Annotated in this window: 31 protein-coding genes and 1 pseudogene; 19 read left to right on the top strand and 13 right to left on the bottom strand. The window is 45.1% G+C overall.

Annotated elements, in window-relative coordinates:
• The first annotated feature begins 61 nt into the window (after positions 1–61).
• From CS022_RS26760 to CS022_RS19955, 4 genes are all read left to right on the top strand, one after another.
• A complete protein-coding gene (locus CS022_RS26760; RefSeq protein WP_235869814.1) occupies positions 62–442 on the top strand; it encodes a LysR family transcriptional regulator in 381 nt (126 codons plus the stop codon).
• Positions 421–942: a LysR substrate-binding domain-containing protein gene (locus CS022_RS26755; protein WP_328590417.1), complete on the top strand. Its 522-nt coding sequence runs from the start codon at positions 421–423 to the stop codon at positions 940–942. The genes CS022_RS26760 and CS022_RS26755 overlap by 22 nt, the downstream gene beginning before the upstream one ends.
• 561 nt (positions 943–1,503) lie before the next feature.
• A complete protein-coding gene (locus CS022_RS19960) occupies positions 1,504–2,751 on the top strand; it encodes an MDR family MFS transporter (RefSeq protein ID WP_129123718.1) in 1,248 nt (415 codons plus the stop codon).
• 187 nt (positions 2,752–2,938) lie between these two features.
• On the top strand, positions 2,939–4,294 hold the full coding sequence (locus tag CS022_RS19955) for a DEAD/DEAH box helicase (protein ID WP_129123717.1): 1,356 nt from the start codon (positions 2,939–2,941) through the stop codon (positions 4,292–4,294).
• A gap of 69 nt (positions 4,295–4,363) precedes the next feature.
• Here the strand turns inward: CS022_RS19955 and CS022_RS19950 are convergent, their stop codons facing one another.
• Positions 4,364–4,624 carry a DUF2024 family protein gene (locus tag CS022_RS19950; protein ID WP_129123716.1) on the bottom strand — a complete coding sequence of 87 codons (261 nt, stop codon included), beginning with the start codon at positions 4,622–4,624 and terminating at the stop codon, positions 4,364–4,366.
• Positions 4,625–4,654: 30 nt separating this feature from the next.
• On the bottom strand, positions 4,655–4,873 hold the full coding sequence (locus CS022_RS19945; protein WP_129123715.1) for a thioredoxin family protein: 219 nt from the start codon (positions 4,871–4,873) through the stop codon (positions 4,655–4,657).
• Positions 4,874–5,108: 235 nt separating this feature from the next.
• Between CS022_RS19945 and CS022_RS19940 the strand changes: the two genes are divergently transcribed.
• Entirely contained in the window at positions 5,109–5,645 is a 537-nt protein-coding gene (locus tag CS022_RS19940) for an MOSC domain-containing protein (RefSeq protein WP_129123714.1), read from the top strand.
• Positions 5,646–5,796: 151 nt separating this feature from the next.
• Positions 5,797–6,516, top strand: a complete 720-nt coding sequence (locus CS022_RS25525; RefSeq protein ID WP_201746328.1) for a hypothetical protein — start codon at positions 5,797–5,799, stop codon at positions 6,514–6,516.
• Between the two features lie 51 nt (positions 6,517–6,567).
• Here CS022_RS25525 and CS022_RS19930 read toward each other — a convergent pair whose 3' ends face one another.
• Complete coding sequence (locus CS022_RS19930; protein ID WP_161569691.1) at positions 6,568–8,220, bottom strand: ABC transporter ATP-binding protein; 1,653 nt, start codon at positions 8,218–8,220, stop codon at positions 6,568–6,570.
• A gap of 529 nt (positions 8,221–8,749) precedes the next feature.
• On the opposite strand from CS022_RS19930, the pseudogene CS022_RS19920 reads away from it, so the two are divergent.
• A pseudogene (locus tag CS022_RS19920) lies at positions 8,750–9,558 on the top strand (class I SAM-dependent methyltransferase).
• 100 nt (positions 9,559–9,658) lie between these two features.
• Here CS022_RS19920 and CS022_RS19915 read toward each other — a convergent pair.
• On the bottom strand, positions 9,659–10,432 hold the full coding sequence (locus CS022_RS19915) for a hypothetical protein (protein WP_129123712.1): 774 nt from the start codon (positions 10,430–10,432) through the stop codon (positions 9,659–9,661).
• A gap of 344 nt (positions 10,433–10,776) precedes the next feature.
• Here CS022_RS19915 and CS022_RS19910 point away from each other — a divergent pair, with 344 nt between their 5' ends.
• From CS022_RS19910 to CS022_RS19865, 10 genes are all read left to right on the top strand, one after another.
• Positions 10,777–12,102, top strand: a complete 1,326-nt coding sequence (locus CS022_RS19910; RefSeq protein WP_129123711.1) for a serine hydrolase domain-containing protein — start codon at positions 10,777–10,779, stop codon at positions 12,100–12,102.
• Positions 12,103–12,304: 202 nt separating this feature from the next.
• Complete coding sequence (locus CS022_RS19905; RefSeq protein WP_129123710.1) at positions 12,305–12,553, top strand: DUF1145 domain-containing protein; 249 nt, start codon at positions 12,305–12,307, stop codon at positions 12,551–12,553.
• Positions 12,554–12,589: 36 nt separating this feature from the next.
• A complete protein-coding gene (locus tag CS022_RS19900; RefSeq protein ID WP_129123709.1) occupies positions 12,590–13,282 on the top strand; it encodes a hypothetical protein in 693 nt (230 codons plus the stop codon).
• A 127-nt stretch (positions 13,283–13,409) separates the two neighbouring features.
• Positions 13,410–13,871 (top strand): LURP-one-related/scramblase family protein, encoded by a 462-nt coding sequence (locus CS022_RS19895; protein WP_129123708.1) that lies wholly within the window; start codon positions 13,410–13,412, stop codon positions 13,869–13,871.
• 470 nt (positions 13,872–14,341) lie between these two features.
• Positions 14,342–15,331: a DUF1521 domain-containing protein gene (locus tag CS022_RS19890; RefSeq protein ID WP_129123707.1), complete on the top strand. Its 990-nt coding sequence runs from the start codon at positions 14,342–14,344 to the stop codon at positions 15,329–15,331.
• Between the two features lie 165 nt (positions 15,332–15,496).
• Entirely contained in the window at positions 15,497–16,375 is an 879-nt protein-coding gene (locus CS022_RS19885; RefSeq protein WP_129123706.1) for a hypothetical protein, read from the top strand.
• A gap of 224 nt (positions 16,376–16,599) precedes the next feature.
• Positions 16,600–16,998, top strand: a complete 399-nt coding sequence (locus CS022_RS19880) for a DoxX family protein (RefSeq protein ID WP_129123705.1) — start codon at positions 16,600–16,602, stop codon at positions 16,996–16,998.
• A gap of 189 nt (positions 16,999–17,187) precedes the next feature.
• Positions 17,188–17,427 (top strand): hypothetical protein, encoded by a 240-nt coding sequence (locus CS022_RS19875; protein ID WP_129123704.1) that lies wholly within the window; start codon positions 17,188–17,190, stop codon positions 17,425–17,427.
• Between the two features lie 111 nt (positions 17,428–17,538).
• Positions 17,539–18,234, top strand: a complete 696-nt coding sequence (locus tag CS022_RS19870) for an esterase/lipase family protein (protein WP_161569690.1) — start codon at positions 17,539–17,541, stop codon at positions 18,232–18,234.
• Between the two features lie 555 nt (positions 18,235–18,789).
• Positions 18,790–19,155 carry a hypothetical protein gene (locus tag CS022_RS19865; protein WP_129123703.1) on the top strand — a complete coding sequence of 122 codons (366 nt, stop codon included), beginning with the start codon at positions 18,790–18,792 and terminating at the stop codon, positions 19,153–19,155.
• 57 nt (positions 19,156–19,212) lie between these two features.
• Here the strand turns inward: CS022_RS19865 and CS022_RS19860 are convergent, their stop codons facing one another.
• The 5 genes from CS022_RS19860 to CS022_RS19840 all read right to left on the bottom strand — a co-directional run bounded on the left by CS022_RS19860 (position 19,213) and on the right by CS022_RS19840 (position 22,643).
• Positions 19,213–19,566 (bottom strand): RidA family protein, encoded by a 354-nt coding sequence (locus CS022_RS19860; RefSeq protein WP_129123702.1) that lies wholly within the window; start codon positions 19,564–19,566, stop codon positions 19,213–19,215.
• A complete protein-coding gene (locus CS022_RS19855) occupies positions 19,566–20,051 on the bottom strand; it encodes a GNAT family N-acetyltransferase (RefSeq protein WP_129123701.1) in 486 nt (161 codons plus the stop codon). Before CS022_RS19855 ends, CS022_RS19860 begins: the two co-directional genes overlap by 1 nt.
• 84 nt (positions 20,052–20,135) lie before the next feature.
• A complete protein-coding gene (locus CS022_RS19850; RefSeq protein WP_129123700.1) occupies positions 20,136–20,597 on the bottom strand; it encodes an NUDIX domain-containing protein in 462 nt (153 codons plus the stop codon).
• Positions 20,598–20,612: 15 nt separating this feature from the next.
• Entirely contained in the window at positions 20,613–21,110 is a 498-nt protein-coding gene (locus CS022_RS19845; RefSeq protein ID WP_129123699.1) for a tetratricopeptide repeat protein, read from the bottom strand.
• A 204-nt stretch (positions 21,111–21,314) separates the two neighbouring features.
• Positions 21,315–22,643: a DsbA family protein gene (locus CS022_RS19840; protein ID WP_129123698.1), complete on the bottom strand. Its 1,329-nt coding sequence runs from the start codon at positions 22,641–22,643 to the stop codon at positions 21,315–21,317.
• A gap of 230 nt (positions 22,644–22,873) precedes the next feature.
• Here CS022_RS19840 and CS022_RS24965 point away from each other — a divergent pair, with 230 nt between their 5' ends.
• On the top strand, positions 22,874–23,026 hold the full coding sequence (locus CS022_RS24965) for a hypothetical protein (protein ID WP_161569689.1): 153 nt from the start codon (positions 22,874–22,876) through the stop codon (positions 23,024–23,026).
• A gap of 7 nt (positions 23,027–23,033) precedes the next feature.
• Positions 23,034–24,608, top strand: a complete 1,575-nt coding sequence (locus tag CS022_RS19835; protein ID WP_129123697.1) for a Fic family protein — start codon at positions 23,034–23,036, stop codon at positions 24,606–24,608.
• 104 nt (positions 24,609–24,712) lie between these two features.
• On the opposite strand, the gene CS022_RS19830 is transcribed toward CS022_RS19835, so the two are convergent.
• The 4 genes from CS022_RS19830 to CS022_RS19820 form a co-directional block, all read right to left on the bottom strand.
• On the bottom strand, positions 24,713–25,096 hold the full coding sequence (locus CS022_RS19830; protein ID WP_129123696.1) for a rhodanese-like domain-containing protein: 384 nt from the start codon (positions 25,094–25,096) through the stop codon (positions 24,713–24,715).
• Positions 25,097–25,099: 3 nt separating this feature from the next.
• Positions 25,100–25,243 (bottom strand): hypothetical protein, encoded by a 144-nt coding sequence (locus CS022_RS24960; protein ID WP_161569688.1) that lies wholly within the window; start codon positions 25,241–25,243, stop codon positions 25,100–25,102.
• Positions 25,237–25,851 (bottom strand): sulfite exporter TauE/SafE family protein, encoded by a 615-nt coding sequence (locus CS022_RS19825; RefSeq protein WP_129123695.1) that lies wholly within the window; start codon positions 25,849–25,851, stop codon positions 25,237–25,239. The genes CS022_RS24960 and CS022_RS19825 overlap by 7 nt, the downstream gene beginning before the upstream one ends.
• A 244-nt stretch (positions 25,852–26,095) precedes the next feature.
• Positions 26,096–26,539, bottom strand: coding sequence for an outer membrane beta-barrel protein (locus CS022_RS19820; protein WP_129123694.1), 444 nt, complete (start codon positions 26,537–26,539; stop codon positions 26,096–26,098).
• Positions 26,540–26,796: the final 257 nt, after the last annotated feature.

The following is a 26,796-nucleotide window of genomic DNA, read 5'->3' as shown; positions in this document are numbered from 1 at the left end:
GTCAAAATTATTAGTAAGGGGCTAAATTCATATTTAACTGGTATGGAAAACGGAATAATGCATGCAACTTATGAGACTTAAAGCAATGGCGGTTTTTGCGGCTGTGGTAAAAACCGGCAGCTTCAATAAAGCTGCTGCATTGCTCGGTATTAGCCGCCCTGCTGTAAGTGAACAAATAAAAAAACTCGAAGAACTCCTCAAGATAAGAGTACTGCACCGCTCAACCAGAACATTGAGCATGACCGCCGAAGGTGAAAAGATCCTGCCTCTGGCTCAAACCATTCTCGATTCGTTGGTGATGACAGATAAAGTCCTCACACAGGATGAACTCTGTGGAAAAATCAAACTCACTGCCACTTACGATATTGCGACGCGCTGGCTGCTGCCAAAGCTGGATGTATTCTATGAAAATATCCAAACATTGAATTTGACTTTGTTGTAAAAGACGAACGTGTCGACCTGATAAAAAGCAGAATTGATATTGCAATACGGGTCGCTGCTATGGATGAAATGGGCTTTGTGGCAAGAAAACTGTTTGACGATAAGCTGGAGTTATTTGCCTCCCAACAGTATCTTTCCCGTCTTAAAGAACCGATTACCACGCAAAATCTGATAAGCCAGCGCTGGGTGCTCATTAATGGCTTGTCTAACGGCGAAGTCACGATGGAAAAGGGCACAGAAAAAATCAGATTTGTGCCCACTTCTTATATCGAGACAAACTCTCCCGCCTACGCAAAAGAGCTGATTGTGTCTGGCCAGGGCATCGGTTTATTGATTAACAATATCACTCGCGATTGCGTAGAGACTGGAAACATCGTAAAGCTGTTGCCAGGTTGGTCAGCAAGAGACATCAGTTGCTATTTACTCTACCCGAGCAGACAAAACCTGGCTAAGCGCATGCAAGTCTTCATTAATTTCCTGATGAGTACGAGAGAAAGTTAGCGGTCAAGAAAAGAGCCCGGCGTCAGAGAATCGTAACCGGCTTAGGGAAAGGCTACGGCTCACACTTCGACGCGCCGGAAAAGGAGGAAACCGGCCACCGGGTTATTATCAATCTATTGATAAATAAAAGATTAAGTAAGTGTTCACACGACAAAAGTTACAGTAGCTAAGCCGTATCGGACAGTGAACGATTTCATTTTGCGACACAGTGAGATGTTTAACTCTCTGGTTTTCAGTCAATTTTCTATTGATAAGTTTGATGTCATATTTTCTAACATTACATCATGAAATATATGGATTTATAGGCATTTAGTTAAATTGATCATTGCTGGTCAACCTCCCTTAGGTACTCAAGCATGTGTTTCATAAGTTCAGGTAATGGGAGTAAATACCTCACCTAATACAAATTTATGTGATCAAACACAAAATCATTGATGTGTTACGCACTTTATCGCCTTGGTATTAAATCGATGCCCAGCCCCCTATCAAAAGCCAAAAATCACACATATATTCCTAAATATATAAAAATAACCAAAACAACGTCATTTGGAGATATAACTATTGAAAAAACAAGAAAGTTTATTCGAAATTGCCAGGGTTAAGAGATTTAACTTATCTATTTGGGCCGTACTGATTGGTACATTACTTGCTCGAACATCGTACTTTATGGCTTGGCCCTTCCTTGTCGTGTTTCTTTACAATGATTATGGAGCAACAGCCTTTCAGGTGGGTGCTATGCTGGCGACATCGGCTGTTGTAGGATCAATCACCGGGCTATATTCCGGTTACTTATCTGACAAGTTTGGGCGTCGGGGGATCATGACTCTCGGTGCAGCCATCGCGATGTTGTCCTACGCAGGAATTGGCTCTGCAAACGAACTTTGGCAATTTCCACTTTTACTTATTTTTACCGGTTTAATGCGTCCGATGATCGAGGCACCTGCAAAAGCTGTGCTCGGCGACAACTTAGAAGACCGAAAAGACCGCGAATTAGCGATGAATATTCGCTACTTCCTTTTAAATCTTGGCGGCGCACTTGGCCCCTTAATTGGCATCACCTTAGCATTGGCGGAGCCTCAACATCTTTTTCATCTCACGGGTGCTACGTACTTTGTCTATGCCATTTGGATATTTACATGCATCAAGGGAAAGCCTGCAGTTGATAAAAACGCATCATCACAGTTACCAAACTTTAAAGACACGGTAAAAGTAATCAGTGAGGATAAGATTTTCACACGTTTGCTTTTCGCCAACTTTTTGATGATGTTTGTCTATTCGCAACTGGAGTCATCATTACCTCAAGTTATTGTTCGGTTAGATATCCCTGATGCAGCTTCTCTCATTGCAGGGCTTGTTCTCGTCAATGCCATTACCATCATCGTTTTTCAATTCCCATTGCTGAAGAAAATGGAACATATCCCCTTGTTCAAGCGAACGCGGATTGGCATGGCACTCATGGGGCTCGCTCAGATTGGTTTCATTCTAACGCCAGCCGACTGGCCCACAGGCTGGTTAATCGCGTGCTTCGTATTGAGTATCGGTGAAGTGATAGCGTTTCCCACGTTAGGTGTTCAAATTGATCAACTTGCGCCCCCTCACCTAAGAGGCTCTTATTTCGGCGCTACAGGTCTTTGCGCATTGGGCTTCGCCGCAGGCCCCATTGTCGGCGGTGCAGCCATTGACAACTTGTCTCCTGCTTGGTTATTTGCAGGTTGCGGTTTACTTTGTTTGACCATGATTTGGTTATATCTTCAGGTAGAAAAACGCACTCAGGAAACGGAACAAGAACCTTCAGTACAAGGCGCTTGAAAGGAAGCACCGCATTTGTTTGTTTCCTTTGAAATGCGCAATGCGGTCTTCTTGTAGTATTACTCTCTGCTATCACTTCTGAGTCAACGGCAATACGTGCTAGAATTCGCGCCCTTAAGGGCGAGTGTCTGCTTTGTTAATTGTCTACTATCACTCGCTGTGCACTACTTACTCGCTGAGGCCTGCCATGCCATTTTCTAAACTCGGGTTACGTAAACCCATTACTCAAGCTGTATCTGAGCTTGGCTACAACTCACCGACTCCCATTCAGGAAAAAGCAATACCAGCTGTACTTGCGGGGAAAAACATACTCGCGGCAGCGCAAACTGGGACAGGTAAGACAGCCAGCTTTGTACTGCCAATACTTGAGCAGCTCAGCGATGGCAAAACGATACGAAAAAAACGAGTAAGAGCATTAATACTGACGCCAACCCGCGAGCTTGCCTTGCAAGTTCAGGAAAACATCGACCTTTACGCGAAACATCTTCCGCTAACCTCTTTGGCGATGTATGGCGGAACCCGGATAGATGCTCAAAAACAAAAACTGATTGATGGAGTCGATATTCTGGTCGCCACCCCAGGTCGGCTGCTGGATATGATGTTCCAACGTGCTGTGCATTTCGATGAACTTGAAACATTGGTGCTTGATGAAGCAGACCGCATGCTCGACATGGGCTTTATCGATGACATCAACAAAATTATTGAGAGACTGCCATCTGAAAGGCAAAACCTATTGTTTTCAGCCACTCTCTCAAAGCAAGTGCGCTTTCTGGCAAAAACAGCTATCGATAACCCCATCGAAATCTCGGTAACAGAAGAAAAAAGCGCAGAGCCAAAGATTGAGCAATGGCTAACGACCGTCGATAAGGACAAAAAGTCTGCATTACTCAGTCAGATGATTAACGATAATTATTGGAAACAGGCGCTAATCTTTATTGAAACTAAACACGGGGCTGCCAAGCTGGTAACTCAACTGGAAAAAAGAGGGATCCATGCGGAATCTTTTCACAGTGGTCGCAGTCAGGCGGTACGTGAACAACTGCTCGAAGATTTCAAGCAAGAAAAAGTAAAGTTCATTGTTGCAACAGGTATTGCTGCAAGGGGTATCGATATAGAAAATCTGGTCCGTGTGGTTAACTATGACCTGCCCTTCCAACCTGATGATTATGTCCATAGGATTGGCCGAACTGGTCGAGCAGGGGCTGAAGGTGAAGCAATTTCTTTCGTATCTAAAGATGATTTCAAAAACTTGTGTAAGATAGAGAGTCGTTTGGGCTATATCATTGAACGCAGAGACATTGAAGGCTTCGCACCACGAAAGGCTGTGCCAATATCGATCTTGAATTACGTGCCGAAGAACAAGAAAACAGCCAACACCAAACGAAAAGACTCGAAGAAAGATACCAAACGACACGCTGATAAAGAAAACCTTGATAACCGAAAACCAAAGCTCGCATCAAAAGGCAATAACCGAAATACGCCAGCGGAAAATACAACACCTAATGACAACAACCCTTGGCACTCACTAAAGCCAAAAAATTAGTGTGAGCCAAAAGTAAAGAGGTACGCCTTTCAGCGTACCTCTTTTGTTAAGCATGGCTCTCCATCGGATTTACTCAGGACACCCTTCGAGCTTATAGATTGCATACCCTTTAGAGCTTATTTCTTCATCATACTGCGGCACACTATTTCGAGTATGGCAAAACGCGCAGTTGCCTGATTTTACGGTTGCCCCCTCTAGTCCAATCTCAGACAACCAGTTTTTGGCGTACTTCACTGCCAAATCGTCATCTTTCACTGGCATCAACACATCAAAATGCAGAATTTTCCCTTCTTTGGATGTGGCATAAGTATCGTAAACATGAACAGCCATATCGTATCTCCTTATTGTTGTTATTTGTTTTTACTGCAGGTCACTTAACGGCGCGCCGAAATTAATATGAAGCACAGAGCCGTTCATTAACAAAGCAGGTACCGATTTAACGCCCGCTTTTTCAGCTTCAGACACACGTTGTTTTTGCTCTCCCAAGTGAACAACCTCTGCATCAACCGCCTTTGCCAGTGCTTCTTCTGCGTCAACACATACCGAACAGCCCGCGTGATAGAAAATAGGTTTACCCATAGTTTGCCTCCTCATCTTTAGTTTTGACTCGAAACTAAATGTATCGAGTCAAAACTATTTGGTCAACAATGTTTCGATGAGACACAAGCACAGGTACCACCTATGAGATAGCCATGTCAGAGAAGAGATAATTTAAGAGCGTTTCATTGAGTGAATATTTGAACTGTGTCTTTGCGACACGCTAAAGTAATGCCGGAGCTGTGTGGCTTCTATCAGGTTGAAAAGTGGATCTATTATGGCAAAAGTCGTTTCAGTACAGTTGAATGGCAAACATACCTTTACTAAGCAGCCAACCTTGTTCATTGAACTCTTGGAAGGCCAGGGTGTAGCGGGCGACGCCCACTGTGGTGTAACTGTTCAAAGCCGCTACCTAAAGCGTTTGGACCCATCAGCGCCTAATCTCAGACAAGTCCACCTCATCCAACAAGAAGTGATTGATGATTTGAACCTTCAAGGCTTCAATATCTCAGCAGGAGAGATGGGAGAAAACATCACCACCCAAGACATCAATTTACTTGCGTTACCCCTACATACAGAGCTTCATTTTGCCGATGGTGCAACGCTGAAACTGACAGGAATACGGACACCGTGTTCACAGCTAAACAAGTATCGCAAAGGGTTGATGAAAGCCGTCAGTAAAAAAGAGGGAGAGCAAGCACATTTTGTCTGTGGCGTCATGGCAGTAGTAACAAAAGGAGGTTCTGTCAGCACGGGAGAGGTAATTTCAACCACTTTACCACCGACACCGCATCATGCGCTGCCTGCATTGTGAAGAAATATATCGAAATAAAGTTTAATCAGATCAATATGATGTGTTTTTTATGTAAAGAGTGAAGAAGATAAAAGAAAACGGTTTAAATATCCGCCAAAACATCACGTAGCATTGCGAACCATTAATACCCCCTTTTTTATCAAGGTTTAAAATGCGCTCAACAACACACCCTTTTGCTTTTATAGCAGTGCTGACTCTCTCAGCATGTAATGCCTGCAGTCAGTCAGATCAAACAACGATAAATGGTAATGTCGTCGACCTCAATGATACTGCCGAGTCATGTTTTAACGCTGGTATGGGAGCGAAAGACACCCAGTACTGGGCGCTTTATGTAGTGTCCGAAGATGGTACCCACACTGGGTCTGAAATTGTTCAATCTAAAGTCATAAACAAAGAGGACGACATTGCGGAAACGCTCAATTCCTCAGGAATGATTGAGTACGCGGAGTACGATCCTTACGGTCCTTCGGTAAGCTATTTAGGAACAGGCTTTATCAAGTCTAATGGCGAGATAAAAAAAACAAGATTTGAGCCAACAATAGACTATTTCTACTTCCGTCCCAGAGGGTTTGAGGAAGATCATGGAACAATCACAGCGTTAGATGCAGATAACAATATTGAAGCAGTGCTCACATTGAAATCAAAGTATCAAGGTAAAGAGCTTCTTACTGTCAATGGTCACTTGGTGAAAGCATGTAAATTCGAAACTTACGGCAGTAAAATGGATGAAGATGGCATCAGCCAAAGTTTTCGCCAAACCACCTGGTATGCGGATAGCTATGGGATGAGGCTCAAGAGCAGTATTACCGAACGGGGCAGCACTACCACCGTTTCTGCCATTGAAGCAGAATGGAATGGAATTCGTTTGTAATCTGAACTTAACATAAAAAACACCCGTCATTATGCGGGTGTTTTTTTACGTTTATACAGCTTCAGGCTGCTTCTTATATTGCTCAGACTGGAGTTTCCAAAGCTGAGCATACTCGCCGCCTATACTTTCCAAATAAGCGGGAGAACCATCCTCAATAAGCTTGCCTGATTTAAGTACCAAAACACGCTCCAGCAATGCCACAGAACCTAACCGGTGAGTCACCATAAGTGCCGTTCTATCTGTCATGATTGACGTAAACTGTTCGAAAAGTTCAGCCTCAACCCGCGGGTCCATCGCACTGGTTGGCTCATCCAGCATGACTAATCCGCATTTTCTATTCACGGTACGGGCCAATGCCAAACGTTGCCATTGTCCCCCGGAAAGGTTAGTACCACCGAATTCAGTACCCAGTTGAGAAGATAGATTCAACGTTTCGAGTGAAAATCTCGCTTTTTCAGCTGCACCTCTAAGCTGTTCTTCGTTGACATCACCTTGTGAATGCCCAAGTGAGATGTTCTCTCCAACCGTCAGATTATATCTTCCAAAGTCCTGAAAAAGCGCACCAATATAGGCACGCCACTCATCGAGATTTAGACGTTTCAAATCATTACCACCAACGGTAATCCGACCCTCTGTCGGATCGTAAAAACGGCATAGCAGTTTAACTAACGTTGTTTTTCCTGCACCATTTTCACCCACTAACGCGACTTTCTCACCAGCAGCTATCGTCAAGGAAATATTCGATAATGCACATCGTCCATCTGGGTAGCTGAAACTTACATTATCAAACACAATAGTTTTATCATTTGGCAATGGTAATGCGCTTTTACTAACATCAATGCTGGGTGTTATCTCTGACAAACTTTTCATGTGACGGAAGTATTCCACACAGGCCGTCAATGCCGAAAAACTCCATGTGATAGCCTGACTCGTTGCCCCAAAGATTGCCAGTGATTGGATTAAGCCCACCATTTGCCCACCAGTAACCGATGAAGTAGCCCCCAGACTCAGCCAATACACTGTGCCAGTAAGACAGAGCAAGTAAAGCAAGTTCCAAGGTTGGGGCGTTAAAGCAGCGCCTAACCGCTTGCCCTTCATCGCTGACAGGTAACGATCGTAATGGTGCTGGTATTTTTGGCTAAAGAAGGGAAAGAGATTATACAATCGAATGTCTTCAGCATTTTTTGGGCTGAGCACTGTCTGGAAAAAGTACTTAAAAAAACGAGGCTCCTTGCCAGAAGATAGCATCACTTTATACACCTTAGTCTGAGCATTTCGCATCGCCAAGCCCACAGGCAGCATGGGAGCCAGTAACAATAAGGGTAACCACCAGGTAAACATGGACAATATAAAAGCCAGTGAGCTCAGAGTGATAAAGCCTCTAAAAATATCGACCAAATTCACCAGAGTATTTAATGGACGATGGGATGACTCTTTTGATAACAGCTCTATGGTGTCATGAAGTTTTTCATCATGAAGGGTGCCCAAATCTTTTATATTCGACATCATCTCAATGATGCTGACCTGTACATTTCTGGTAACCTTGTCATTAAGCGTGCCCTGTAAAACGCTGTTAATGGGGGCAAGGATGTGAGGAAGAGAGAAAGTCAGCGCCCAGCAAAAAATCAACACAAATGAAACGGCTTCTCCCGACGTCATAGTATCAACAAGTTCAATACTAAAGATAACGTTTATAGCAGGCATAACTCCCTGAAGGACTAGGAGTAGGAGAAACGCCAATGTGATTAAAGGGGATGATGCGTACACAACCTGTATCGCAAAGCTGAGTGAACTAAATGTTGATCTGAGTTTTTGCATGGAATCTTTAGATATTAGCAAAGGGGAGAACAGGCTAAGAGGTTGACCAGATAATGAAAAGTAGCAAATCACTCTCATTGCGATTGCGCTCTCACTCAGCACACTAAAAACATTTTATTTAAGATGTTGGCCTAAAACCCCTGTTTGTATGCTGACCCGTTTTTGATTGAGATAAAATCAAGCCGAATACAATACGATCATCTAATTAAACGAAAGGCTGGGTTCTTAGTTACCCTTCCTCAAAACAAACCTTCTTTTCACATATTTACTGCTTCGAAGGCACCTTGGATAAAAATTTCTGGTGATTTGAACCAGTTCGAAGAAAAACCAGAAATAGCTTAAATTCACTAAGAATTTTGGCCATATTTCCAAGGGCTGCACCAAATGTAGCCCTTTGTTTATGTCGGAGATGCTTATGAAAGACCTTATCGCCCAATATACCCATGCAGACGAAGATTCACGCCTGACGCGTCAATACATCACCCAGATGGAATATGACACGACGATGCATCTTTTGAGTGAATATATTAAACCGGGTAAAAAGGTTTGCGAACTGGGCGCTGCGACAGGGCGTTATTCTCTAATATTTGCAGAAATGGGGTGTAATGTCACTTCTGTTGAATTGGTGCCAGATCAGGTTGATATTTTGACCCGCAAGGCCAGAGCACGCAGCCTTGATGTAGCCATTCACCAAGGCAGTGCCTGTGAAGTCCCGTTTATTGATGATAACTCGCAGGATCTGTGTGTCATTCTTGGCCCACTTTATCATTTGAAAACTGAGAGTGAGCGGCTTCAGGTCATTCAGGAGGCAGAGCGAATCGTCAAGCCCGGTGGTATCGTCGCTATCGCTACATTTCTCGCTTTTTCGTAGCAGGCCTTTTTGCCAAGACGTTTCCTGAGTTGGTGACGCCAGAGGTAATGACTGAGCTGTTAGAAACAGGCTGTGTTTCCTCACCCGAGGCAGACCGGTTTTTTCGTGTCGGTTACTTTTCAACACCAAACGAAATGGAAGCCCTGCTTCAAGAAGGAAGCTTCACTCAACTCAGACACGCCGCCACGGATGGTATTGGTCGCCTGATCTCAGCAGGTGTGAATGAGTTTACACCAGAGCAGTATCAGTGCTGGCTGAACTATCATCTGGCGACCTGTGAAGAGCCATCATTACTGGGTGCCAGCAATCATGGATTAGTCATTGGCAGGAAAAGTCAGCCTCTCTCTGACTAAAGCGACACTCCTGAGAAACCTATAAAAGAAGGCCGTCGTCGTAATGACTACGGCCTTTTTTCCTTTAGCTCATTCAAAAATCAGCGCCATTAAACGTTCATCAAGGCAATAAGAAGGTATTGATAAGTCTTTTTTGTTCCGCCCTGTCATTTACCCCAACCGGCTTTAACTGGAACAATACCTCTTCATCTTTCCATAACCCGCCATGGTGGCGCATCAAACGCTCTGCTGCTTCAGAAAGTAAGTCATATTGTCTGCTGAGTTCACTCTCGGCGAGAAGTTCATCGTACAGCGCGTAAAATGTCGGCTCATGTTCTGCCATATGTGCAATGACTTTCCGGGGATGCCCGGGCTCCAGCTCGTTGAGCTTCTCATAGATACTGAGCAAAAACTGAGAATTGAGATGGATCGTATACCTCGAAAAAACAAGGTCATCCGTTAAGCGATGTTCCAGCTTGTCGATGTTGTGTTTCAGCACAAAACGATAAAAGTTAATGTCTGAATCCGTCACGGGTGCGGTTTTCTTCCAACATGACTGCATGTTCTTTTGTGCGTGTTCCAACTTTCCAAATGGATCATGCAATATTCTTGCGTCCATATGGGCGAGAAGAAGACTGTGAGCAGGCTTTTCTGTTGATAGCTCGTCAAGCGTCACCATCATGCAATCGACTGGAATGCCTTGAACATGGAAATGGATACCGTTTACGTTGTCGGACACACTACTTTCCGTTACCAGCGTCAGGTCATAATCCCCACCTAACAACATATCTTCGTGGGATCGTCCACCATATTCAAAAATACCCAGCACGTCAGAGATATTTTTCAGATGTGCAATGAGTGCTGAAAGGGTCGGGAAAGAAAGTGTGTTTTCCATAAATTACAGCCCATATATGATGAGAAACAAGCAGTCAGGAAAACACACTTCCGAAATAAATTTATAAACGTGAGTCTGGGCTGCGCGCTACTTCAAAAACGTCGCAGTGGTATTTGAGACGATTTTCTCACTCTTGTTCCGACTAATGGGCACGCCAACCACTATGCTGCTGAAAATCTCAATACTTAAATAGAAGATAATCTCGACTTACGCATAGACTCTGGTCTGAAAGTAACGCTATTGAGCCAAACGCTTTCAGCACCGCCTTTTCAGCGACTTCAAGGTGTTCTAATAACGGGTAAGCGCAGGTTACAAACATTCAAAATAAGAACAAGGATTACATCATGTCACAACGTTTTATTGGCTCTATGCCAGTGGCCTTTCTTGCTTTTGGATTGTCGATTATCGGCACGCCAACTTTTGCTCAATATGAAAATTATCTCAGCGCAGAAGCCTCTGAACCCAGAAAGCTTGACTGGATGGTAGGCACTCCACCACCAGCAGACAAACGTATCATGCAGCCCCAGTCAGATTATTTCAGCTTCCCCAAATTGCGCTGGACGCTCTGCCATATTCGGGAACTAATGCCCACACAGCAAGTCAGCCGAGGACTCAGTGCCCCGCTACCATTGGATTACGCATTAGACGATGCCATTGACCGTTTGACATTTACGCCAACCGGCTCAGACCAACGCATGACATGGGAGGAGTCACTCTCTGCAAACTACACCGACGGCATGTTGATCATGCATAAAGGTAAAGTCGTTTATGAAAAATATTTCGGCTGCCTCAATCAGTTGGGTAAGCACACGGCAATGTCGATGACTAAATCGTTAACAGGCTTGCTCGCAGAAATTCTGGTTGCTGAAGGAAAGCTGGATGAAAAATCGTTGGTCAGCACTATTATTCCGGAGCTCAAAGACAGCGCATTTGGAAGCGCGACCGTGCGACAGGTGATGAATATGACCACCTCCCTCGCCTACAGCGAAAACTACGCAGACCCAAATGCTGATATCTGGGCTTACACATCCGCCGCCGACCCACTGCCAAAGTCAAAGGAATACCAAGGCCCAATAGGCTATTTTGAGTACTTGGAGACAGTCAAACAAGAAGGAAAACACGGCGAGGCATTTGGCTATAAGACGATCAACAGTGACACGCTTGGTTGGATAATCTCGCGGGTCACAGGCAAAAAAGTCACCGAATTTCTTTCTGAGCGAATTTGGCAAAAAATGGGCGCAGAGTTGGACGCCTATATGACAGTCGATGCAATTGGAACACCCTTCGCTGGCGGCGGTCTTACAGCTGGATTACGCGATATGGCACGCATTGGTCAGATCATGCTGGATAAAGGTGAGTACAACGGGCTTCAGTTATTCCCTGTAAAAGTGGTAGAGAGTATTGAAAAAGGCGGTAACAAAAACGCCTTTGCGAAGGCGGGCTATACCGCATTGGCTGGCGGCAGCTACAAGAGTATGTGGTGGGTATTTCACAACAGCCATGGAGCCTATGCCGCGCGCGGTGTTCACGGGCAAACCATTTACATTGACCCGGCAGCAGAAATGGTTTTGGTTCGTGTGGCGTCTTTTCCTGTCGCCAGTAACAGTAAAATTGACCCAACATCCCTGCCCGCTTACCAGGCTGTTGCTGAGTACTTGATGGCGAAATAACACATCATCAACTTTCAATGGTTTTCTAACCGACACTCGCAATGCCACAGGGCTGAAATAACCAGCCCTGTGTTTAACAAATGCCTTGTCTCATAGTCGAGACATTTCAAACGGAGCCAGTGCCTTACTCTCTATGGCAACAAATCGGCGACATTCACGGTTTATGTCGGCAAATTCCATCAGAAATGTTTAAGGAATAACTATGTTGCAACTGGCTTTTCAGGGAATGAAATTGGGTTTAATCGCGTTTTGGGCCGTTTTTATTCTCAGTATATTTTCATTTTTGCCGGAAGGTTGGAATATACCTGTCACCCTTATCGGTATCGCGCTGCTGGTCATTCATTTTCTCGAACATGTGGCTGTCAAATATAACTCCAACAAAGAAACCAGCTTTGTCCAGACGATGATTTTTGGGTTCCTGCATTGGTTACCCATTTTACGTCGTCAATAAAACCTCAAAGATATTTGGCAATATGAGGAAGAGAACGTGAGAAATACCTTCTGGCTATGCAGTATGGCAATTTTCACGTTCTTACTCTGGAATACCGACCCATTTTTTTATGCTCCTGAAGTTATGCGGCATATTGAAGTTCAGCATCAAGCGATACCTGACGAAAAACAAACGTTAACTTTAGAAAGCCACTCTGTTGTTCAAAAATACCAAGCCAAGGGCACGGAGAGCGGGCAAGCGTCCGACGTCATTCAAGCTGAAGCCTCAAACAACACACTACCCAACAGCCACACCATTGCACTCAATCCCTTCAGCTTTACTGGCGAGACAAGCGGTGAAATTAGCCTCGACCTTGGATACTTAACAACACTTGCAGTTGGCAACCACGTTTCCTTTCCTTTTCTCGGTCAAAACCTCACTCTCAAGGTTATCGAGGCTGAACAATTGACCGATGACACTAAAACGATAACCATGGCGAATACAGCCACAGACTCTGTGCTTGAACTGATTGCTATAGAAGATGCAACAGCCACCTACTTGTTGTTGAGAAACAAGACGCATCGAATCGATGTGGTACTCGATGCCAATGGGGTTGGCCGCTTTATTCTTCCTCAACACAAAAAAAAGCAAGCCGGAGTAAAGCAAGGATTAACGCCAATGAGCGACTTTGACAGTATGCTGCTCGCCTTCGGGATCCCCCGTGTTTTGGGTGGGAATTTGCGAGACTAACGTCAGAAGAAATCGATTCATATCATGAAATGCCTCAGTATTTAGAAAGGCGCGAAAGCAAGCAAAAGGATTATGCTATGCCAAGGCTGTTAACCATCAGCAATAAATTACTGAGCCTTAAAGGCAGATGACAATAAGCGATGAAAATGGCGAACTTCGTTACGAAGCAAAAGGAGACAGCTTGTTCAGCTTTACCTGGCGCGTCTATCAAAACGGTGAAGAGGTTGCTGTCGTTTCCCGTAAGGTATGGTCTTGGTCCCCCACTTGGCTTGTCTCGACAAATAGCGATAACTTTCGCGTAAAACGAAAAGTCTGGTCATGGATGAGGACTTTTTTTGTCTTTGGGGGACAATATGATGGCGTCACAGCCGTCGGTAAATTCTGGACCAATGAATTCAACATCTCTTCACAGCAACGGCGAATAGCCTCAGCATGCGGTAAGGTTTTCTCTATACGAGATATGCACAGTGTCGAAGTCACGGAAGAAAACGATGATGACGAATTGTTTACTGCTGTGATTATGGTGATCCTGCTCATGGATAGACGTTCTGAGAACAATAACGCCTCATCGGCAAGCGCTGGCGATTAAATACACGAAAGCCAACTTCACAGTATTTTCCTACAGAATTCCACCTGAATATCGCACCTGAAAATGAGCTTTAGGTGCCTCTCTCAACGTTCTAAATGTCATAAAAAGAAGGTCTTTTTGCTGTTTTTAGAGTAATCAATCAATGCGATATTCTAATTTAGTGAATTCTTATTCACATTAAGATTAAAACGCCACTCTATAGATAACCGTTTAATTCGTCTTTTCAATCACTTGAAAATTTATGGAACTCCTACCTCATTTTCCGCACTCATACATATTCATCACATTGAATATTAAATAGAGAGCATACTGGAACGGTGCGCCAATTACGCATTCCAAAGTTGCGAATCAGTGACAATTCAGAGACGTCACTTCTCAATTGATGAAAGACAGAAGACGCAGATACAGAACATCCTGACTTTGCGTCCATAAGAATAGTAGGAAGAAGCATCGATAATCAGGAGTTTTATATGTTTGGTAATAATCCCTTTGGCTCAACGCCCAGTCATCTAAGCGTTTATCCGCCCATTGGTGGTCACCATGGCGTTAATTTATTCCAGCAATACTACTGCGACAGCAGCAACTGTGAAGTGAGTGATAACAAAAGCAAAGCTAGCTGGGAAAACGACAACTACGAAATCGAATTTACCGACGCGCAAAGCGCAATGAAAATCACCAACAAACATACGGGTGAAATCTATCGGGTATACAACGACCCATACATTGGTCTTGGTGACAAAGATAACGGTGGCGGTATTGCTCACAAAGGCGAATTCAAGCACGACAGCGTTCTGATCCTTGACGACGGTACGCAAATTCACATGGATACCAAAGAAAAGAGTGCTGGCGGACAGACATTCCTCGACACCGTTACGATTTTCGAACCTTGTCATAACAAAGCAACACAAATTTGCGGTCTGCTTTCAAACGAAAACGACTTGCACATCAACAAGGGCAGCCTTCACGAATACATCAATAAAACAGGTGTAGATTACAATCAGGCACTGCGTTTTAAAGAAGCCTTTGGCGAAAAAGACGGTCTGTTCATTCATAAGCCGGATGGCGGCTACCATCAGATAAAAACAGACAGCACAGCCGCAGATAATACTGCCATTATCCAGCAAATTGAAGCTCAACTGAAACAGCATGGCTACAACGGCGCGGCAGATATTTGGGGCTGTATCAAACCCGATCACTGTAACCAATTCTGTGATTGGCTCATCAAATGTTGGTTTGATCAAATCTGCCATATGTTCGGTAACTCATGCGGTGTGGGTAATTTTAACCCTTGCGTACAATGGCCAATGCCAGGCTGTCACCCATGTACACCTGTGTTCTATAACCAGATGCAGCAATTTGCACAGCCGGGAATGCAATTCCCACAGCAATCAGCAGTCACTGGCCCTGATGTATGGGCATTGATGGGTGGCGCGAACTTCTATCAAGCTTACAAGGCCTGAACATGCAAGGTCAGAGCGGTGCGATGGGTCAAAACCCAATGATGCAAAATCCCATGATTTCGCACATGAACTGGGGCCAATGTCAATGCTGGCAGGCTTTAACCCAGGTATGGGTATGCCTCCTATGGGGGTGGGTTTAACCCTCTGTTTGGTGGTAACTTTGGTATGGGTATGCCTTTTGGCAACGTAAACACAACGCCTGCACACCCGCCACTTCCTGAAGGGTTTGATTTTGAGTGGCATGAGCTGCCGCCAGAGCTTCAAGAGAAGCTGAAAACAACTGAAGGTATGGCTAACTTCAAGAAAGATTGGGAATACTTACAGCAGGAAATGGCCAAAGGAAGCCGCTCAAACCAGAAGAACAACTATCTAGAAAAAGGTTGGATCTTTGGTGGTGCAGTATCAAACCCGGGTACGCAATCGGGTAACCCACTCAACTGGTGGTATAAGCCGAAAACAAGCGGTGACGCAAGCTGCCCAACTGTTGAGTTTGACAAGATCAAAACCAACTCGCCACTGACGTTCGACCTCAATGGTAACGGTAAAGTGGATACCACAGGTATAGGTAAAACCTTCGATCTTGATGGCGACGGTAAACTTGACCGCACGGCATGGGCAGGTAAAGGCGACGGTGTTCTGGCCTTTGATGCAAATGGCGATGGTATTGCTGGTGCAAACGGTAAAGAACTCTTTGGTAACAACACTGACGTAGACGGAGACGGCATACGAGACAAACTCGCCAACGGATTCGATGCGTTACGTGCTCTTGCTATCCACCACTTGGGTGAAGCCGCAGTGGCTGATGGCAAGTTAGGTGCAGCCGAGTTGGCTGAACTCGAGCGTAAAGCGGGTTTAACCATGATTGTTGATGGTGAAAATAAGTCGCTTGCCGACCTTGGCATCACCGAGATTAACCTCGGCTACACGGAAGCTGGTCTCAACCGTGATGAGAACGGCAATGAACACAGACAAGTCGGCGTAGGTTTCACCCGCAATGGGCAAGAAAACCAAGCAGTCAACGACGTCTGGTTCAAAATGCAGTAAAGCAGAAAATTATCCCTTGAAATTTTGGAGGCACCCGTGTGCCTCCCTTTTTATTTTCAGCCCTAAAAGTCTTCACTCTTTCAACCGCAATGAAACCTTTACTGGCCGAACAGTGACCCACTGCAACAACTCAACAATAAATACCTTCTAAATACCCAAACGAGATAGCAATTTAAATCGCTAGCGATATAATCTCTGTCGATTTTTTATCAGAGGAAATTAGAATGAAACAAAATCTTTACAATTTAGGGCGGTGTTTGATTGCATTGTACTTTTTGTTGCCGGGTATTATGAAGTTCGCTGCGTGGGACCAACACATTGCAATGATGGAAGAGCATGGCATGCCAATGGCGAGCATCCTGTTGCCCCTAGCTGGTTTAATACAGATTGGCGCAGCTATCCTTATCATTGTTGACCGTTACACCGCGATTATGGCCATTGTTCTTGCGGCCATGGTGGTACTGATCAACCTTAACCTACACGATTTCTGGAATTACAGCGGAATAGTTCAGGCACATGAAACACAGAATTTTGTCAAAAACCTTGGCATTCTCGCCGGGCTTCTAATCTTGGCAGGCTATCGATGGGAACCACTGAGTAAAAGCAAAATCAGCCACGCATAAGTTACAAAGACTAATATGCATGCAGTCCGGCATCTTCGGGCTGCTTCATCGCTGTATTTAACGCGTCTTAACTAACGAAAATTACTCAGCAATTTTTTTGATACGACACTCATGTTAACAATATCACCCTCTCGGCAAACCACAGCTATGCTATAAACATTTGAATTATATTGGCATTCAGAGGCTGACATGAAAAAAATATTGAACTTTAGAGTATTGGGCATTTCACTATTATTGGTATTCATCGCACTTCAATTTCACACCAATAAAGAAATGGCCGCACAAAATAGTTTGCTAAAAACTGAGGTCGATGCATTAAAAACACGACTTGATGTGCTGCAACACAATGCCAAACAAGCAAATGCCGAAATAGCTGAATTAAGAGCGGGAATGCTGCCTGCGCCGCGAAACCTTTTAGTGCGCAATTAACCTACTCGCAATTATGACTACCGTCTGTACGAGCAACAAATAAAAAGCCTGTTGGCGAATACGTGCTGATGCAATAGTCTGAACCCATCAGCCACAAAACAGGGAAGTTCAATGAAGTGGAGCGTGTCAGTTAGTCTTTTAACTATGTTGTTGTCGACATCCGTATTGGCGCAAGATTGTGTTGTTCTCCTCCATGGCTTGGCTCGCAGCAGCAGCTCAATGGAAAAACTTGAACAACACCTCGAGCGCGAGGGTTACCAAGCTATAAACTACAACTATCCCTCCACTCAGTTCCCCGTAGAGAAGTTGGCGGCAACATCAATCAAAAAAGCCCTATCTCAATGCGACGAAGGAAAAGATATCCATTTCGTCACCCATTCCATGGGCGGTATTCTGGTCAGGCAGTACCTCAAACACAATGAGATAGACAACCTGAAAAACGTTGTAATGCTCGGCCCTCCAAACAAAGGCAGCGAAGTGGTTGATGCATTAAAGTCAGTGCCTGGTTTCTCAATGATTAATGGACCAGCCGGCTCCCAGTTGGGAACTGACTCCACCAGCGTGCCTAACTCACTGGGTAAAGTGAATTTTCACCTTGGCGTTATTGCTGGCACCAGCACTATGAACCCGTTACTTTCAACATATCTCCCCAACCCTGATGATGGAAAGGTCTCTGTAGAAAGTACAAAAGTAGAAGGAATGGCGGACCATATTTCTCTACCAGTTACTCATACGTTCATGATGCGAAACGATGGTGTCATTTCACAGGTCACTCACTTTCTCCATTATGGTTATTTCCAACGTTGAAACCGGTTTAAAGACTTTTCATTGGAAACCTTTCGCTGATAACTACTCCACGTTCTTAACTAAGGCAGACTGGAAGTAGTAGCTGTTTAGATCGGCACTTATAGGCAGTCTTAGATTATTCGAGAAGGATAACAGTATGAATCAATTAAAAAATTGGTGGAATGCTCTACCCAAGGTGTACCAGTATGCCCTATTTTCTTTGGCAGGCATTCTCATCGGTGCCTACCTCCTTCATGCGGGAATAAATATAGGTTCCACAATAGCAAAGATTGCAAACAGCTAAAGGATACGAGCCAGAGCTTTTGAAAACAGGAAGACTAGACGTTTTTTACTTTCCGAACAACGCCACAACAACGGCCTATCTGATTTAATACATCACCAACTTAGGTCTTCTCATACACAGCAATCATCACTATCTAACAAATCCGGGAATGCACTAGGTTTGAATTGCATAGTTAAATACCAGCAATCGATACACCGAAGGTAGTAGGAAGAATGGATACAATATCGTTATGAGTGCAAGCTCAGAGCTATTAATCTATTCAAGAGGTATCAATGAATAAAAAAATCAATGTCGGCATTATTGGTTGGCTGGTTATCGTTCTTACCGTGGCAGCATTTCTGTTGCTGTTTCCCCTTTCATTTCTTTGGGCTTCTGTATACGGCGTGGTCATCTGGGCGTTTGTAAAAACGCAAAAAACGATGCTTGATAAAGGGGTAATGGTGATTTTTTCAGGAGCTATCATTGCCGTTGCAGGCAAAGCGCTCATATTAGCCACTGTCGATCCCGTTGTGGTGTCTGACAGTTATGAAATCATCGAATCATTGTTCCAAATGATGATGCTGAGCGGCGGCCTGGGAGGCGGTCTTATTTCTCTTCATGTCATTAAAGAAGAAAAGAACGCCAAACGTGCTGACTAAAACATAACCGAATGAACTTCGAAAAGTTACGCGTATAACGATGGAAGCCTGTGTTGATTACTCAGGTCTTACTGCCGTTACCGTCACCTCAATCAACACATCCCCCTCTAGAGCGACACCCAAACAGGCACGTTGCGGCCAATGTTCAGGTACTGTGCCAATCCACTCACACCAGATCGCATCCATGACGGGTTTATCAGCTATATTGGCAATGTAAACTTGAGCAGAGACAATCAGTGACTTGTCACTACCGATTTCTCTGAGGTTCTCCTGAATCGTTTCCAGTGTCAGCGCGGTCTGCCCTGCAATATTCAAACTTGTGTCAGATGATGTGGCGACAGTCCAAACCAGATCTTTGTAAGCGGATGATTTGTTTCTTCCCTGATAAATGCCTTGTCTTCGTTCGATCATTATATTGTTCTATCCTTCGTTTCCATCTCGCTCAGCGTCAAACGCATAAAACGGCTGTGCGGAACGGGTTTGTAATCAGCGAACGGACCGCAATCCGTAAATCCAAATTTTTCATAAAGCTTGTGAGCGGGCATGAAAAAAGGCTGCGTGCCGGTCTCTAGGCTGAGCGTACTGATGCTCCGGTTTTTTGCTTCCCGAAGTATATGAGACAGCATAAAGCTGGCAACGCCTTTTCCTCTGGCGTTGGAGGCCGTTCGCATTGATTTGATTTCAGCGCTATCAGCATCAATCGATTTCAACGCCGCACACCCGAGAAGCCCGTCGGCTGAATGGCATGTCCAAAAAGTAACCGAAGGTTCAAGCAACCCACTTAAATCCAATGCGTGAACGCTTTCTGCAGGCGAAGTAGCATGCATATCTGCTAAATGTTCCTCAAGCAGCGCTTTTACCTCATGGCCTGAGAGGTCATCGATCAGCATTTCCATAAACGTTATTTCCTTTTGAATTGACGGCTTTTGGTAGCAAAGAAAGTAAGGTAAGTGCATTCAAGCTGCGGCTTTTTTACTGGTCTAGTGTGACAAATCCGCCCTAAGTTGCGCAGCTTGCTCACACATCAACAAAGTGTGATGCATTCGGAGCTGGCGCTTTTCATACATCGCACGAATCTCGTCAATGCTGAAAAATATCGCCTCGGCGATCTCGTGTTCCAGTTTAGGCTTTAGAGGCTGAGAGTCATCGAATTCAGCAAGCCAAACATGACGCAATACCAGTTCACCATCGTCAAATTTACCGACATAAGTATCGAGGTAGTGCGCGAGTGTCACATCCAGTCCTGTCTCTTCTTTGCACTCTCTCAGTGCAGCATTTTCCAACGATTCCCCGTTTTCGACACTGCCCGAAGGGATGTGCCAATAGCCTGCTTTTTCGCTCAACCTTTCGCGCACCAGCAAAATACGCCCTTCAGCATCAAACACCACTGTTCCTGCAGCCTTCGCTGCTACCTCTATGTGATAGCTTTTATCAAATTGCATACCAACCCTTATAAATTACCAAGTACGATCAAGATCTTGCGCGTACAGCGACAGCGCTTCTCGATACAAAGCGATGTCTTCACTCTTAGTCGTCTTTAACAACAACGCCATTAAACGCTGGCAGGCTTCTTTATGTCGGCCAACGTTGTAAAGGCACATGGCATAGAAAGGTTCAGCGGCGTCTGCATCAGGAAACTCCTCAAAGAGCGTTTCAAAGGTGTCCGTGGCGGCTTGGTACTCACCAAGACAACGAAGGCTGCTACCCAACCCCAGTAAGGCGTCGAATCTCAGTTTTTCTTCAAGGTCAATCCTCTCATCATCGTTGGTCAGCGAAACCCGATAGTGCGGAATAGCTTCTTTCTCTTTCCCCTGCCAGTCATAGCAGCACGCAATGTGGAAATGTGCTAATGCACTGACTTCAGGGTCGTCGAGATACTGACTGAGTAACGATATTGCCTCGTCAGCCTTATCAGCACGTTTAAGTGCAATGGCGCTTTGAATGATGTCTTCCATGTAAGGTTCCTACTTATTTGAATTAGCAGAAGTACCTTATTTCAGACACATCAAGAAAAGTACTGAGTGGCGGGATCAGGAGGTTGAATTATCGAGACGCTTCCAAACTACGGGAAATAGTTAGGGACTGAGTACTCTCAAATTCAATGAGATGTTGCCACTCATTATTCATTAACAATAAGAAACGCGTCAGCCTTAACGGCGTTATTGGCCGTTCACGCGAGTTGACTGAACAATGCTTTCGATGCGAATCAACTTATCCTGTCCAAATACAGATGTATCGCCGTAGCTAAAGGAAGGTACGCCCCACAACCCCTTTGAATAGAGTTCAAGCAGGTTCTCCTGCGCCCAAAAGCGCCAGCGTTGATCATTCACCTGCGTTGACGCACCACGCCAATCAAGCTCAACCGATTCAACTACCCGCTTTAAGCCTTTATTAGTCGATAGGTCTGTCCCTTCTGCCCACGCAGCACGCGCGCATGCCTCTAGGTATTGATTACCTTTCCCTTGGTCTTTGGCGAACTGATAAAGCGCGTAACAGCGCTCAACGCCTGCACCTAGTGGATCGGAAATAAACCCAAACTCGATGCCGTAGCGATTCGCTTCCCTCTTCACATCTTTAATGATGTAGAACTTTTTGGTAGGTGGCACCTGCATTCGTCGCATCACCATAGGCAATACGGGTTTTATCTCGACCTCAACACCGTATTTCTCGGCCAGTTTTCGAACTCTGACAAGACCAATGTAAGAGTATGGGCTTCGTAGCGACCAATATACTTGTATTGCCTTAGGTGAAGAGGCACTCGATCTTCCAGCATCAGCCTTTGTTTCAGCGATATCAGGAAAGTCTGCAAAGGTTCGGTCAAACAGAAGGGTCTGCGACTCGGGTGACGTATTCAGTAACACATTCAGTCTTTGTTCAAGAAAGAACAATCTGTCGATACTCCAATACCACTCGCCCCCATAGAAGATAGTGCCGCTTAGATAATGGTGAAGCTTTTTTAATACGTCTTCGTTATTTTTTAAATGATGACGGTAGCACTCTACACGCTGCTTGATCACAGGTTCAATTTCGGCATCAAGCTGTTGGTGTCGACCAAACCAGTAGCTCTCAAAAATTGATAACGCATTTTCAAGATATTCGGGCTGAAGTTCATTGTGAAGTAGCTGCGCTGTAGCGTGAAGTTTCAGTAATTCATCAGAGGAAGGTGGCTGATCCGGAAATGATAGGCCGTAGAGTTTCGCCGTGAACTGACAATCTTTGAATGCGTTTGCATCCCACAATTCAGGCGCTGGGAACATCTCTTCCTGACGATTCAGAACAGTGCGAAACTCCAGCTCAACGCCAAAGCGTTTCTGTAATTCGGGCAATACCTGCAACAACAGATAGCTATGCGGGTCATCAATTGCCAGAAAGACGGTAAAACGATGATTTTCTTTTCGTAGTTTACGTTTTACTTCATGAAATTTTCTTGTTAACTGTAACCCTGTATCACTGAGAAAAATCCGCGCAAAGTAAGGTGCAACACCCATCAAACTCACCTTCCATTTATTGTCTTTTATTCAATGATCTGCTGCTATAAACGGCCTGAACATTGGTTTTTATCGATGGACATCCTGTGTCATCTGCCAACAGCCTAGACGAGCATCGCGAAGACTGCCATGCCATATCTAATACATTACTGATACATCTTTACTGGCGATGGCGCACAGACAACATTTTAAAATAGGTTGGCTAAGCTATTAAAGGAGTAACAATAATAATGGCGGAATATATGACAAATCAGCCACCGGAGGTGCAATCCGGTTCGCTTGAGGAACTGACTTTTCTATGGGAATCGTTGGTCAGCGACGAATACGCTGGATTTGCCAGCCCACTCGATAGCCAGGGTAACTATTTACCTATGAGCCTTTAAAGCCTCGGTGCCGGAGCATCTCGACCTTAATACCGCATGGGTAATGATGCGTAAAGCACGCCATCATGTCGCCATCAACACGTTCCCCGTGTATTACGACAGGCGTCTGAGTGAAGAAGACATTCAGCAGGGAGCAGACACTGGCCCCTACCATAAAATGCTTATCACGCCTCGGATTCAGCATTGCCTCTCGGTAGTTGACCGTTTTACCACCCATGCCACGCTCAATTATGCGCTGACCAGTAGTCATTTTATTGAGTCTGACGATGCGAGAAACGAGTTGATAGAAAAGCGCCATACCGAGGCGGTTTACTCACTGTTACTTCAAGATAATGCCATCGATGTTAATGCGGCGCTTTCAGAACTCCTGTCTGGCAATGAGGCAAGCGACACACCCATCGCGGCCATCAGCAATGCACTCTATGACTTCGCGTGGGAAGTGCGTGAACAGCCCATGTCGTTAGCGCTTTTTAACGAATTTGCATCACTTCTTGCTCACACTGAGAACCAAAAGGAGGAGGTTCAGGAGCAACAAGGCACCCTCCGTACTGATGACATATCCGAACAACATGGTACGAGCGCATTTTTGACCGCTTCACAGCCGTGCGAGATTGAAAAGCGGCTCAAGCTGTTGTTCGCCTGGATAAACCAGCCGCAGACTGTCGAATACAGTGAAGGCTCACTTCACCCGGTGATCAAAGCGATTGCATTGCATTATTTGGTGTGTTCCATTCAGCCTCTTTCAACCAATAACGAACTGCTTGCTCGCGCCTTATTTTACTGGTCGCTATACAAAAATGGTTATGAAGCATTTCGCTATATTTCATTGTCTGAAGCGCTGCATGACGACATTGAAACCTATCACCTGACGGCACAACATACCCAGAATGATGATGCTGACCTTACCTACTTTGCTGAATCGCAATGCGCGGCAATTGAGCGGGCCGTAGCTGCATTTGTTGCATTTGGTGAAAAGTATCCGCCAGAGCCCGTTACGCTTGTTCAGCCGAATACACCTGACATGGCAGAGGCAGAGGCAGAGGCAGAGGCAGAGGCAGAGGATCCTGAACCTTTGCTGGAAACCGCCGAAGAAATTGAAACCATCGATGAGTTGGAAGACGAAGATACGGACACGATTCCAACCGAGCGCCTTGCCGCGATGAATGGGGAACCTCAGGATGATAATACCGACAAACTAGATGAGATAGCCGAGAGTTTGAGTGATGACCCAACCTCTGAGGGTTTTGTCGAATCAGCGACTGAAAACGATGATAATGCGGAAGCGATGAGCGAACAAAGTCCAGAAACTGACGCCGAGCTGACTGCGGAACATTACGAGGAAAACGACGAGACTGAAATCGTTGAGAGCATTTTCTCAGAGACCGAGCAAAACATCATCGACCTGGCGAAAACGGAAAATTATCCAGACTTGACCGCTGATATCGTTTCAGAACAATGTGGTATATCAGTAGAGGAATCTGACGAGACGCTGAATACGCTGGTCGAAAGAGGCATATTCAGTAAGAAAAAAGTCAGACGTAAGCAGGTCTTCAAGTATATCGCTGAGCAAGAATCAGACTAATTGATATGGGCTATACCAGCCGTATGCGTGACAGCGTTTGTAACACTGCCCAGACAAAACAAACTTGTCTGGGCTATTATTTTCAGCACGTTGAGTTAGTGTGATTAGTTAATGACATTGACCAATGGATACCCGTCATCTTTCCATTGTGTAATGCCGCCACGAAGCGAATACACGTCTTCAAAACCCATTTGTTGAAGTGATTCAGCAGCCAATGCAGAGCGTGCACCTGAGCGGCAGTAAAGCGCTATCGCGACGTTATCGATGTAATCCGACCCGGTCACTTCCTTGAGGTGTTTGTGAATATTCATTTCCAATGTTCCCCTTGGGATATGCGTCGCCCCCTCAATGATACCACCGTCCACTTCATTCTTTTCCCGGACATCGATAAGCACGAATCTGTCCTTGTCTGCCAGAAATACATTATCTGGAATCTCAGTAATTCGTAACTTCGCTTTTTTGACCAAATCATTGCTCGTTAACAACATCGCTCACCCTCCAATCTGATTTATGGCAGTCACTCCAGATAAACCCAGTAAAAATATCGCAAATACACGAGATATCGCCTGTTGTGGCAGTGCTTTCCCTGCCAATGATCCGCCAAGACTTCCAACGACACCGAGTGTCGTTACCAAGCAATGACTTCCCAGTTCAGTACAGAATCGTTTTTTGTAAACGCATTCATGTAGGCAAAAAATCCGGTGTAAGCATTCAACGTGATGATCACAAGGCTGGTTACAACCGCTTGGCTCATGGTGACGCCCGCAAGAAGTACCAGAGCAGGAACAATAATAAATCCCCCTCCAACACCCACGAAGCCTGTTAAAACCCCGGTGATGGAGCCCACAACCACTAAACGCAGCATGCCTGTTTCAATAGCAGGCCCTTCCGTCCCGCTGATCCCCAGCAACATTCTCATACCAGCCACCAACATCAATGCTGAAAACAGTGCCATTTGAATGGCCGCCGATACCTCACTACCGGCCAGTGCACCGACGTAAGCACCGAATACACCGGGTAAACCAAACCACAAGACATACCGCCATGAAATAACACCAGTAATGACATTTTTTACACTGAGTAACGCACTGATTGTACCGACAATGAATAACGCGCTTGCGATAGCCTCCTTATCTGGCATGCCGACAACAAAAACCATCACGGGTACCGTCAGAATCGCCCCTCCCGCTCCCAGAAGTCCGAGCGTGAGACCTATAATGAGGCCAGCTAAAACTATCAACATACTCACTCCCAGAGCCTCAATGCGGCATCTTTACGTTATTTTGGTTTGAGCTAAGTGTCTGATTAATGCCTAATGCCGACAACCGAGGTTTTCTTTCCGATCTGCAAACATAATCTTTTTATTCATGCTTGCGGAGTGAAGGCAGGAGTCTAAACGCAGGGATACGGGCGGGTTAAAACGCTCAAAGGTAAGTAACGAAACGGCCCAACGACTGGGCCGTTCAAGAAAATGATGAGAAAAGAATTTAGAAATTCATATGCAAACCGAGACGCCCTGTTGTTGTCGACACTTTGCTGCTCCGTGCATAGTTGGCTTCAAGGTTAAGACCCACATAACCAAGATCCCAGTTCAGTCCGGCAGCGACTTCTCCACCGAGTGATGACTTGTCTTGTTGTTGGTCTTTGAAGGAGTACTCGAGTTTGTAATAGGTCAAACCGCCTTTGCCATATAAACTGAAACCACCGCCCATTGGATACGCGCCATACGCACTGAGCCTGGGGCCGCCATTTTCAACGCCTTTTATATCAGCCCCCAGAATACTCTCGACCGCAGTAAAAATGGGCACTTCAAATGACTGACGCCATCCGCCTTCGATGCCAAAGTTTTCAAAGAGCATCCGACGATAATAGATTTCACCATCAAAGATCCCGTCTTCATCGAGCGGCTGCCCGTTTATCTTCAGATCCATCTTCCTGCACCGACATTGACGCCAAGTACATTTCCCTCAGCCAATGCCGTGCTCGGCAGAATCATACATGTCGCTAAAATCCAAAATTTCTTCACGTTGAAACCCTCCATATCGTGCCCTGACAGTTTCAATCCTTTGATATCTCATTCTTTAACGTTGAGAGAAAAAGCGTAATTGCGTCCTTTGCACTGTCGTTTTTATATTGTTTTTTTCTGCACTATTTGTATCAGTTTGAAAGACAGGACATTGCAGAAATT

The organism is Veronia nyctiphanis, assembly GCF_004116385.1.
GTDB classification, from domain to species: Bacteria; Pseudomonadota; Gammaproteobacteria; order Enterobacterales; family Vibrionaceae; genus Veronia; species Veronia nyctiphanis.
Note: the sequence above shows the minus strand (reverse complement) of the source record. Positions and strands in the feature narration are given on the sequence as shown.

Coding starts and splice junctions, on each gene's coding strand:
- CS022_RS19910 (WP_129123711.1), top strand. CDS start 10,777: ATGTCACAACGTTTTATTGGCTCTATGCCAGTGGCCTTTCTTGCTTTT.
- CS022_RS19825 (WP_129123695.1), bottom strand. CDS start 25,851: ATGTTGATAGTTTTAGCTGGCCTCATTATAGGTCTCACGCTCGGACTT.
- CS022_RS19840 (WP_129123698.1), bottom strand. CDS start 22,643: ATGGGTGTTGCACCTTACTTTGCGCGGATTTTTCTCAGTGATACAGGG.
- CS022_RS24965 (WP_161569689.1), top strand. CDS start 22,874: ATGGCGGAATATATGACAAATCAGCCACCGGAGGTGCAATCCGGTTCG.
- CS022_RS19860 (WP_129123702.1), bottom strand. CDS start 19,566: ATGATCGAACGAAGACAAGGCATTTATCAGGGAAGAAACAAATCATCC.
- CS022_RS19955 (WP_129123717.1), top strand. CDS start 2,939: ATGCCATTTTCTAAACTCGGGTTACGTAAACCCATTACTCAAGCTGTA.
- CS022_RS19850 (WP_129123700.1), bottom strand. CDS start 20,597: ATGCAATTTGATAAAAGCTATCACATAGAGGTAGCAGCGAAGGCTGCA.
- CS022_RS19930 (WP_161569691.1), bottom strand. CDS start 8,220: ATGCCTGCTATAAACGTTATCTTTAGTATTGAACTTGTTGATACTATG.
- CS022_RS19905 (WP_129123710.1), top strand. CDS start 12,305: ATGTTGCAACTGGCTTTTCAGGGAATGAAATTGGGTTTAATCGCGTTT.
- CS022_RS19875 (WP_129123704.1), top strand. CDS start 17,188: ATGAAAAAAATATTGAACTTTAGAGTATTGGGCATTTCACTATTATTG.
- CS022_RS19880 (WP_129123705.1), top strand. CDS start 16,600: ATGAAACAAAATCTTTACAATTTAGGGCGGTGTTTGATTGCATTGTAC.
- CS022_RS19820 (WP_129123694.1), bottom strand. CDS start 26,539: ATGGATCTGAAGATAAACGGGCAGCCGCTCGATGAAGACGGGATCTTT.
- CS022_RS19890 (WP_129123707.1), top strand. CDS start 14,342: ATGTTTGGTAATAATCCCTTTGGCTCAACGCCCAGTCATCTAAGCGTT.
- CS022_RS19945 (WP_129123715.1), bottom strand. CDS start 4,873: ATGGGTAAACCTATTTTCTATCACGCGGGCTGTTCGGTATGTGTTGAC.
- CS022_RS19940 (WP_129123714.1), top strand. CDS start 5,109: ATGGCAAAAGTCGTTTCAGTACAGTTGAATGGCAAACATACCTTTACT.
- CS022_RS19830 (WP_129123696.1), bottom strand. CDS start 25,096: ATGTTGTTAACGAGCAATGATTTGGTCAAAAAAGCGAAGTTACGAATT.
- CS022_RS19885 (WP_129123706.1), top strand. CDS start 15,497: ATGGGTATGCCTTTTGGCAACGTAAACACAACGCCTGCACACCCGCCA.
- CS022_RS26760 (WP_235869814.1), top strand. CDS start 62: ATGCAACTTATGAGACTTAAAGCAATGGCGGTTTTTGCGGCTGTGGTA.
- CS022_RS19855 (WP_129123701.1), bottom strand. CDS start 20,051: ATGGAAATGCTGATCGATGACCTCTCAGGCCATGAGGTAAAAGCGCTG.
- CS022_RS19865 (WP_129123703.1), top strand. CDS start 18,790: ATGAATAAAAAAATCAATGTCGGCATTATTGGTTGGCTGGTTATCGTT.
- CS022_RS19915 (WP_129123712.1), bottom strand. CDS start 10,432: ATGGAAAACACACTTTCTTTCCCGACCCTTTCAGCACTCATTGCACAT.
- CS022_RS19950 (WP_129123716.1), bottom strand. CDS start 4,624: ATGGCTGTTCATGTTTACGATACTTATGCCACATCCAAAGAAGGGAAA.
- CS022_RS19895 (WP_129123708.1), top strand. CDS start 13,410: ATGACAATAAGCGATGAAAATGGCGAACTTCGTTACGAAGCAAAAGGA.
- CS022_RS19870 (WP_161569690.1), top strand. CDS start 17,539: ATGAAGTGGAGCGTGTCAGTTAGTCTTTTAACTATGTTGTTGTCGACA.
- CS022_RS19845 (WP_129123699.1), bottom strand. CDS start 21,110: ATGGAAGACATCATTCAAAGCGCCATTGCACTTAAACGTGCTGATAAG.
- CS022_RS25525 (WP_201746328.1), top strand. CDS start 5,797: ATGCGCTCAACAACACACCCTTTTGCTTTTATAGCAGTGCTGACTCTC.